The following is an 8,705-nucleotide window of genomic DNA, read 5'->3' as shown; positions in this document are numbered from 1 at the left end:
TGGCGGAAAACCGCAAGGACAATATCAAGTGGGACAAACCCAAGTGGGGCAATATCAAGTGGAGCAAACGCCATGAAGATACCAGAAAAGCATGTGGTTGTAGAGCTAGAGGATATGAGCTTAGACCTCCTCTGCTTTCAACATGCCATGGCTGTGTTAGGAGACCGCATCCAAGTTGGGGGACTAAAGGGCTATTGTGAAGCCACACTGGAAGCCAATCCAGAGATTGCCAAATATGGTGTGTTTTTACCGCGCGGCTTAACGGTTACTTTGCCTGAATTTGTGTTGTCTAATCCCCAAAGCATGGTGAAGCGGTTATGGGATTAATACGCATACACCCCTTTATTGCGGTCAAGGTGGGAGACAAACCTGTTCATGAGGTTTTTTACCAGCGTCTTTTAACCGCAACCATTACGGACCATGCCGGTAATGAAGCCGATACATTTGAAGCAGAGTTTGACGATAGTGGGAATGATTTAGAGGTTCCACAGAGCAACAGTGCGCTACAGGTGATCTTTGGTTATGAGAACAGCATCAGCGCATTTATGGGGCGTTTTGTTGTCGAATCGGTTGTGAGTTGTGGTGGCAGTGATGGAGAGATTTTGCGCCTTTGTGGCAAAAGTGCCTCGATGCGTAAAGAGCTCAAAGAACAGGTGAGTGAGCATTTTGACCACCAAACCATTAGTGAGATTGTTGAGACACTTGCCAAACGCCATGGCTATCAAGCAAAGGTCAGTCCCCAGTTCACCAAACAAATTTTGCCTTATGTGATTCGTACAGATCAATCGGCTGTTGATTTTTTAACCCGCCTTGCTGACCGCATGCAGGCACGTTTTTTGATTAAGGACAATAAGTTTTTGTTTTTAAGCGGGGATAACTTACCAGCACTCGACATCCATAAACATGACTGTTCCAACTGGGAATTCACGTTAGAGCCGCGCACGCAATATGGCACGATTGAGGCTTCTTATTTTGATCGCTCAAAAGGGCAGCAATGCCAAGTCAAGCATCATACAGGGTTTAGCGGTCCCGTGCGCCGTCTGCGGACTTGTTACACTTGTGAGGAAGAAGCACGAGCTGCTGCTGCATCAGAATCAGACCGACTTTGCCGTGCTGTGGGCAGTGGTTCCTTAACTCTAGAAGGACGCCCAGAAATCATGGCGGATCAACCTCTNAGGAAGAAGCACGAGCTGCTGCTGCATCAGAATCAGACCGACTTTGCCGTGCTGTGGGCAGTGGTTCCTTAACTCTAGAAGGGCGCCCAGAAATCATGGCGGATCAACCTCTTTTATTGCAAGGGTTTCGTGGGCNTTTTATTGCAAGGGTTTCGCGGCGAAATCAATGGACCATGGAAAGCTTCCACTGTCACCCACTGCTATGAAAAACAAAGCGGATACACAACAGAAACTACACTCGAAGCACCAGACAAGGGAAAAGAGGCAGGAGAAAAGGAAACCTCTGAGTGACAGAAAATCAAAGGGACAACTTGACCCTTTGATCGGTCGTGATGAGGAATAGGTGCAACTTGCACCAATTGCTAAAACGAGAAATAGGATCAAGTTGATCCAATTGCATGAGTACAGCAATAAGGTATTGTTTACCCAATTCCTAAAAGGAGCAATGGTGCAAACATTGCACAATTGCAGACTGAAGAGCAATTTGGTCAAGTTGACCGAATTCCTTAAACGCTTCCCTTTTTAATAATGTCCTGAATAATGTGCTTAGGATACAGAAAAATCATCAGTCAATTTATGCTAAAAGAAGTCATACCATTTTATGCACACTGCTTCTCAAATAATACGATTCCAACTCAATGATTGATCATCTCAAATTGCGATTTTGAGCAGAAAAGAAAAAGAGGCTTTAAATGATCTTTGAAAGGTCTTTGAAGATCCTTTGAGAACCCCTTAAAAACTCTTTAAAAAAAATAAATTGGTACAAAACCTAGTGGCAAAATATACAAAACCCGCTGGCAAGCTACAGGCAAATTATACAAAACCTGCTGGCAAGCTACACGCTGGCAAGCCACAACGAATCCCGCACCTTGAAAAAACACACATAAAATCAATAAGTTATAGCACCATAAAAGTGCTGTGGCGGAGGGGGTGGGATTCGAACCCACGGTACAGCTTCCTGCACGCCGGTTTTCAAGACCGGTGCCTTAAACCGCTCGGCCACCCCTCCAAACTGGATATGCTTTTTGACAAATTTCTTGCAAAAGGTCAATCATTTTAATGCGTATTTTAAAGCGTTCTTTGTAAAACTATTTAAGTTTCAATTAAAATAATTCTTCATAAGTCAATTCATTGAGTATGTTATCTAAGAGTTTCATTTTTAAACATGATAGTTTTTTCTGTTTAAAATTTTTCACAAAGCAATATTTTTTAAAGTTCTAACGATCGTTATTCGTAATAATAAGAAATGTTCAGTTGAAAATGTTTGATAAATTATATTAAATTCTTTGCGGGCGTATATTTTTTAATTATTCTACCTTTCCAGATATTTAGTCTATTCAGATCGTCCATATCTGCGAAAAGAAAATGTTATTTCTCTGACAGTTTATGAGAGATAAATTTGTAAGAATGACATAATATATTCAAGGAAAGTTTTTATTGAGTTTAAATAAGTACAATTCGATAAGACAGATCTTTAAAAGATTTTAATTTTTTAAATAAAAATATTCAGATATCGAGTGCGTCTAAAGGGTATCTTGGAGAGAATGGCTGATTTGCACTATTTGGATAAAATTTTATATAAGATTTGCATCGACAGTTTAAAACCTCTTCCAGATATGACTGGAAATTAGGTATATTTATAATGCTTTTTCTGTGGGATAAACAAAAAGTTAATTGGAATGGAAGAAAAGATTATTAAGCAATACGCTTAGATCAATAGATAGTTTGTGCAGGTGTTGTATAGTTTTTCAAGAATAGAACTTAAAAACGCTAAATTATGCAGAGGCAGAAAGTATAAACTTTAACAAATAAGGCTTTAAAAGCCGTTTCATTCACAAGTATGTGTAAAATAAAAAATTTATTTACGAAATAAAATGGTGGGCGATGAGAGACTCGAACTCCCGACATCCTCGGTGTAAACGAGGCGCTCTACCAGCTGAGCTAATCGCCCAATGCAATGATTAGCAATTGAATGGAAACTCTTTAAGGAAAAATTTTTCTAAACGCAAGAATAAAGATGGTATTTGATAATTTTTTTTAAAAATGCACAATCCTTCTTGACATAAACGCATGAAACCCTTACACGACCGCTTGTACCAAATTAAATTGGTTCGAAAAAAAATGCGCGGGTGTAGCTCAGTTGGTTAGAGTGCTGGCCTGTCACGCCGGAGGTCGCGGGTTCGAGCCCCGTCACTCGCGCCATTTCATGATTCTTTATGAAATTTCCTTTTTAAAATATCCATATGCTATGAATTAAGGCGGTGGAGTATTTGATTGAGGGATAAATGTGTTTTTTCTTTCTTTTTATATGGTTTATAAGAATAGGACTTGCGTCTTTCTTTGCTCTGCGTTACCTATGCCGATAAGAAAAGTATCGCTCTGTATGCCTTTGAAGCAGTATGAATAGAGTTAACAGAGCAATTATTAAATTTGTCTGTTTGGTCTCGCAATATTGAATCATTGTGTTAAACTCAGGCATTTCATTACGATGGAAGAGGGTTATGGCTTATTTATTGAGCTCTTATTTACCGGTCGTGGTTTTTATTATTGTGTCAGCAGTTATTGCTGGAGTTTTGTTGATTACACCTTACATTGTAGCATATCGTTCTCCCGATCCTGAAAAGTTATCGGCTTATGAATGTGGGTTTAATTCATTTAGTGATGCACGCATGAAGTTTGATATTCGTTTCTATTTGGTATCAATTTTATTTATTATTTTTGATCTTGAAGTTGCTTTTCTTTTTCCTTGGGCTGTTTCATTCGAATCAATAGGTATGTTTGGCTTTTGGTCGATGATTGTGTTTTTAGCGATTTTGACTATTGGATTTATATATGAATGGAAAAAAGGAGCCCTTGAATGGAATTAAGGTCTAATAATTCAGCGATTTCTGCTCCAAAACCAAAAGGAATCATTGATCCCAATACTGGTGAGCTGATAGGATCTGACGATAAGTTTTTTCGTGATATTAATGCTGAATTATCAGATAAGGGATTTTTAGTTACCTCCGCAGATGCTTTGATTACTTGGGCGCGTACAGGTTCTTTAATGTGGATGAGTTTTGGTTTGGCTTGTTGTGCTATTGAAATGATGCAATGCTCAATGCCTCATTATGATAATGAACGTTTTGGATATGCACCACGAGCTTCACCCCGTCAATCAGATGTGATGGTGGTGGCAGGTACTCTAACAAATAAGATGGCTCCTGCTTTAAGAAAAGTGTACGATCAGATGCCAGAGCCACGTTATGTGATTTCTATGGGGTCATGTGCAAACGGTGGGGGATATTATCATTATTCCTATTCAGTAGTGCGTGGATGTGATCGTATCGTGCCTGTCGATATATATGTTCCAGGGTGTCCACCTACAGCAGAGGCATTATTATACGGCATATTGTTGCTACAGAAAAAAATCCGTCGTATCGGATCCATAGAGCGATAGAGAGTTTTTTGTTATGATGGATGAAACTTTGATTGAACTTGCTGCTTATTTGAAAAATAAGTTAAAAAATAAGCTTGAAGAGACTGTTCTTGCTTTTGGTGAATTGACCATTGTGGCACGTCTTGATGCAATTATCGATGTCTTAATGTTTGTTCGTGATGATTCGCGCTGTCAATTTATTAATCTTACAGACATTAGTGGTGTGGATTATCCTTTTCGCGATAAGCGCTTTGATGTTTCTTACCAATTGTTATCTCCTCGTGAGAATTTACGCTTACGTGTAAAAGTTCGTACGGATGAAAATACTCCTGTTGCTTCAGCTTGTACGGTTTATCCTGGCGCAGAGTGGTATGAACGTGAAACGTATGATATGTATGGGATTTTATTTTCAGGACATCCGGATTTAAGACGGATTTTAACAGATTATGGGTTTGAAGGATATCCTTTACGCAAAGACTTTCCTGTGACAGGATTTGTTGAATGCCGTTATGATAATGAAGCAAAGAGGGTAATTTATGAGCCTGTTGTTTTGCGCCAAGAGATGCGTAATTTTGATTTTCTTTCTCCTTGGGAAGGAGGACAGTATACTTTGCCATGTGATGAAAAAATAGGTGGTGAAAAATAATATTAATTTTGATAAGGCGTTACAGTAGAGTACTGTATTTTTAAAATAATTAAATATTTTTTAGTATGATAGATTTTTTTGATATTTGATATGAAGTTTTTTTAAAAGCAAGGGGTTGATGGTGGCTGAGGTCAATGTTCGAAACTTTAATATCAATTTTGGTCCGCAGCATCCTGCCGCGCATGGGGTTTTGCGCATGGTTCTGGAGTTGGACGGTGAAGTTGTTGAGCGTGTAGATCCACATATTGGGTTATTGCATCGCGGTACCGAAAAATTAATGGAAACAAAAACTTATCTTCAAGCGGGTCCTTATCTAGATCGTTTGGATTATGTTGCCCCTATGAATCAGGAACATGCTTTTGTTCTTGCTATTGAAAAGTTATTGGATATTAAAGTTCCTAAAAGAGGACAATTAATACGTGTTTTGTTTTCTGAAATTGGGCGTATTCTTAATCATTTGCTTAATGTAACGACACAGGCAATGGATGTTGGTGCTTTAACACCACCGCTTTGGGGGTTTGAGCAGCGTGAAAGATTGATGATTTTTTATGAGCGTGCCTGTGGCGCTCGTCTTCATGCAAATTATTTTCGTCCTGGTGGCGTGCATCAAGATTTACCAGAATCTTTAGTTGAAGATATTGGTGATTTTATTGATCCATTTCTTATTTCTCTCGGGAAACTTGATGCGCTTGTGACCCCAAATCGGATTTTTAAGCAGCGTAATGTGGATATTGGCGTTGTAAGTATTGATGAAGCTTGGGCACGTGGTTTTTCTGGGGTTATGATTCGTGGAGCTGGTGTTCCATGGGATTTGCGTAAAAGTCAGCCTTATGAATGTTACGATGAAATGGAATTCGATATTCCTATAGGTAAAAATAGCGATTGTTATGATCGCTATCTTATTCGTATGGAAGAAATGCGTCAATCAGCGAAAATTATGCGCCAATGTGTGGAGCGTTTACTGAGTACTGAAAAAAATGGGCCGGTTTCGAGCTTGGATCGCAAAATTGTACCACCGAAGCGGAGTGAAATGAAAAGTTCGATGGAAGCACTGATTCACCATTTCAAGCTTTATACGGAAGGTTTTCATACGCCTCCTGGAGAAGTATATGTTGCTGTGGAAGCTCCGAAGGGTGAGTTTGGTGTTTATCTTGTTTCTGATGGAACCAATAAGCCTTATCGTGTCAAGTTGCGTGCTCCTGGGTTTGCTCATCTCCAAGCTATGGATTTTTTAACCAGAGGCCATATGCTGGCGGATGCTACAGCTATTTTGGGTTCGATTGATATTGTTTTTGGGGAGGTTGATCGCTAATGTCCGTACGCCGTCTTGCAGATAATGTTTATCAGCCCGCTGAGTTTTCTTTTACAAAAGAAAATCAGATATGGGTAAAAAATACTATAGAGAAATATCCTGTAGGGCGTGAGCAGTCTGCTGTAATTCCATTATTAATGCGTGCTCAAGAGCAAGATGGTTGGGTGACACGTGCTGCGATTGAGCATATTGCTCAGATTCTTTCCATGGCTTATATTCGTGTTTTGGAAGTTGCAACTTTTTACACTCAGTTTCAACTCAAACCCGTGGGAACAAAGGCACATATTCAAGTTTGTGGCACGACCCCTTGTATGTTGCGTGGATCTGGTGAATTAATTAAAGTTTGTCAGAAAAAAATTCATCATGAACCTTTTGCTACCAATCAGGATGGAACCTTATCATGGGAAGAGGTAGAATGTCTTGGTGCTTGTGTGAATGCCCCGATGGTTATGATTTTTAAAGATACCTATGAAGATCTTACAGCTGAGCGTCTTGAAGAAATTATTGATGCATTTGAAGCAGGAAAAGGTTCTGAGATAGCAGTTGGTCCGCAAAGTAGTCGTAAATCGTCGGAACCGATTAGTGGTTTAACTTCTCTTATTGATGATGAGAAAGAAAAAAAGATCTCTTAAGTCTTCACCAAAAAAGGATAAGGAAAGAATAGAAACATAATGAAGTATTTTTCTTGAAAAAATATTTTATTATTCTACCCATGATGGCAACATTTAACGAAAAGTAAGAAGTCTTGAAAAGATATTTAAAAATTGCATTTGAGGAAAAGCGGAAAATGCTATGGGTAATAGAAAAAAAGGTGGGGTATGCTAGCTGATAAAGATCGTATCTTCACCAATCTTTATGGTTTAAAAGAAAAATCATTAAGGGCTGCGATGTTGCGTGGGCATTGGAATGGCCTGAAAGAGATGATTGACAAAGGCCGTGATTGGATCATTGATGAGGTAAAAGCATCGGGTTTACGCGGTCGTGGTGGTGCTGGTTTTCCTACCGGAATGAAGTGGTCTTTTATGCCAAAGCAGAATGATGGGCGTCCTCATTATTTGGTTGTCAATGCAGATGAATCTGAACCTGGAACTTGTAAAGACCGTGATATTTTACGTCATGACCCTCATACTTTGATTGAAGGATGTGCAATCGCTACTTTTGCTATGGGAGCAAATGTTGCTTTTATTTATATTCGTGGTGAATATATTCGTGAACGAGAAGCGCTTCAAGCTGCCGTTGATGAATGCTATGATGCAGGTTTACTTGGCAAAAAAACGAAATATGGGCATGCTTGTGATATTGTTATTCATCATGGAGCTGGTGCTTATATTTGTGGTGAAGAAACGGCTCTTCTTGAAAGTCTTGAGGGAAAAAAGGGACAACCTCGGCTTAAACCACCATTTCCTGCCAATATGGGGATTTATGGCTGTCCAACAACAGTAAATAATGTAGAGTCCATTGCCGTTGTTCCAACGATTTTGCGGCGGGGTGCTTCGTGGTTTTCATCAATCGGACGAGCAAATAATGTTGGAACGAAATTATTTATGGTTTCAGGGCATGTTAATACACCTTGTACATTTGAAGATGCTCTTGGTGTTTCATTCCGTGAATTAATTGAAAAACACACGGGTGGTGTTCGTGGTGGCTGGAATAATCTTTTAGCAGTTATTCCAGGGGGAGCTTCTTGTCCAGTCGTCCGCGGTGAGGATATGATCGATGCGATCATGGATTTTGATGGGATACGAGATGTCGGGTCTTCTTTTGGCACAGGGGGAATGATTGTTATGGATAAATCAACCGATATTATCAAGGCAATTTGGCGTATAGCTGCTTTTTTCAAGCACGAGAGTTGTGGTCAGTGTACACCGTGTCGTGAGGGGACGGGTTGGATGATGCGTCTTTTAGGGCGTATGGTTGAAGGAAGAGCGCAAAAACGCGAGATTGATCTTTTGTTTGAAGTGTCTAAGCAGGTTGAAGGACACACTATTTGTGCGCTTGGAGATGCTGCCGCATGGCCTGTACAGGGGTTGATACGTAATTTTCGTCCGGAAATCGAGCGTAGAATTGATGAATACACGCGAAATGTAGTCCAAAGAAAAAATATTGCTTTGGAAGCAGTAGGATAGAAGATTTTTAAAAGAGCAACCGAATGCA

At 39.7% G+C, this 8,705-nt stretch carries 7 protein-coding genes, 3 tRNA genes and 2 pseudogenes; 10 read left to right on the top strand and 2 right to left on the bottom strand.

Annotated features, from left to right (window positions below; all coding sequences use genetic code 11):
- Positions 1 to 72: 72 nt before the first annotated feature.
- The 3 genes and pseudogenes from ACFIJ0_RS02665 to ACFIJ0_RS02655 form a co-directional block, all read left to right on the top strand.
- Positions 73 to 327 carry a tail protein X gene (locus ACFIJ0_RS02665; protein WP_375661391.1) on the top strand — a complete coding sequence of 85 codons (255 nt, stop codon included), beginning with the start codon at positions 73 to 75 and terminating at the stop codon, positions 325 to 327.
- A complete protein-coding gene (locus tag ACFIJ0_RS02660) occupies positions 318 to 1,247 on the top strand; it encodes a phage late control D family protein (RefSeq protein WP_375661389.1) in 930 nt (309 codons plus the stop codon). Before ACFIJ0_RS02665 ends, ACFIJ0_RS02660 begins: the two co-directional genes overlap by 10 nt.
- Positions 1,190 to 1,466 (top strand): annotated as a pseudogene (locus ACFIJ0_RS02655) (late control protein); the annotation flags it as partial. The gene ACFIJ0_RS02660 and the pseudogene ACFIJ0_RS02655, both read left to right, overlap by 58 nt.
- A 628-nt stretch (positions 1,467 to 2,094) precedes the next feature.
- Here the strand turns inward: ACFIJ0_RS02655 and ACFIJ0_RS02650 are convergent.
- Together ACFIJ0_RS02650 and ACFIJ0_RS02645 are read right to left on the bottom strand one after the other, a co-directional pair.
- A tRNA-Ser gene (locus tag ACFIJ0_RS02650) sits at positions 2,095 to 2,184 on the bottom strand.
- An 866-nt stretch (positions 2,185 to 3,050) separates the two neighbouring features.
- Positions 3,051 to 3,126, bottom strand: a tRNA-Val gene (locus ACFIJ0_RS02645).
- 174 nt (positions 3,127 to 3,300) lie between these two features.
- On the opposite strand from ACFIJ0_RS02645, the gene ACFIJ0_RS02640 reads away from it, so the two are divergent.
- The 7 genes and pseudogenes from ACFIJ0_RS02640 to nuoF all read left to right on the top strand — a co-directional run bounded on the left by ACFIJ0_RS02640 (position 3,301) and on the right by nuoF (position 8,677).
- Positions 3,301 to 3,377, top strand: a tRNA-Asp gene (locus tag ACFIJ0_RS02640).
- Between the two features lie 299 nt (positions 3,378 to 3,676).
- The gene (locus tag ACFIJ0_RS02635) at positions 3,677 to 4,042 is read left to right on the top strand and encodes an NADH-quinone oxidoreductase subunit A (RefSeq protein ID WP_375623538.1); all 366 of its coding nucleotides are present in this window, start codon (positions 3,677 to 3,679) and stop codon (positions 4,040 to 4,042) included.
- The gene (locus ACFIJ0_RS02630; RefSeq protein WP_375623540.1) at positions 4,033 to 4,614 is read left to right on the top strand and encodes a NuoB/complex I 20 kDa subunit family protein; all 582 of its coding nucleotides are present in this window, start codon (positions 4,033 to 4,035) and stop codon (positions 4,612 to 4,614) included. Before ACFIJ0_RS02635 ends, ACFIJ0_RS02630 begins: the two co-directional genes overlap by 10 nt.
- A 16-nt stretch (positions 4,615 to 4,630) precedes the next feature.
- Complete coding sequence (locus ACFIJ0_RS02625; RefSeq protein ID WP_375623696.1) at positions 4,631 to 5,239, top strand: NADH-quinone oxidoreductase subunit C; 609 nt, start codon at positions 4,631 to 4,633, stop codon at positions 5,237 to 5,239.
- A 121-nt stretch (positions 5,240 to 5,360) separates the two neighbouring features.
- Complete coding sequence (locus tag ACFIJ0_RS02620) at positions 5,361 to 6,551, top strand: NADH-quinone oxidoreductase subunit D (RefSeq protein ID WP_375623698.1); 1,191 nt, start codon at positions 5,361 to 5,363, stop codon at positions 6,549 to 6,551.
- Positions 6,551 to 7,223: pseudogene (gene nuoE, locus ACFIJ0_RS02615) on the top strand (NADH-quinone oxidoreductase subunit NuoE). Before ACFIJ0_RS02620 ends, nuoE begins: the two are co-directional and overlap by 1 nt.
- Before the next feature lie 146 nt (positions 7,224 to 7,369).
- On the top strand, positions 7,370 to 8,677 hold the full coding sequence (gene nuoF, locus ACFIJ0_RS02610) for an NADH-quinone oxidoreductase subunit NuoF (protein WP_375623542.1): 1,308 nt from the start codon (positions 7,370 to 7,372) through the stop codon (positions 8,675 to 8,677).
- Positions 8,678 to 8,705: the final 28 nt, after the last annotated feature.

The sequence above is a fragment of the Bartonella sp. OC68QHHN genome (assembly GCF_042193875.1).
GTDB lineage: Bacteria > Pseudomonadota > Alphaproteobacteria > Rhizobiales > Rhizobiaceae > Bartonella > Bartonella grahamii_A.
The sequence above is the reverse complement of the archived record's forward strand: the minus strand, read 5'-3'. Positions and strand labels throughout refer to the sequence as shown.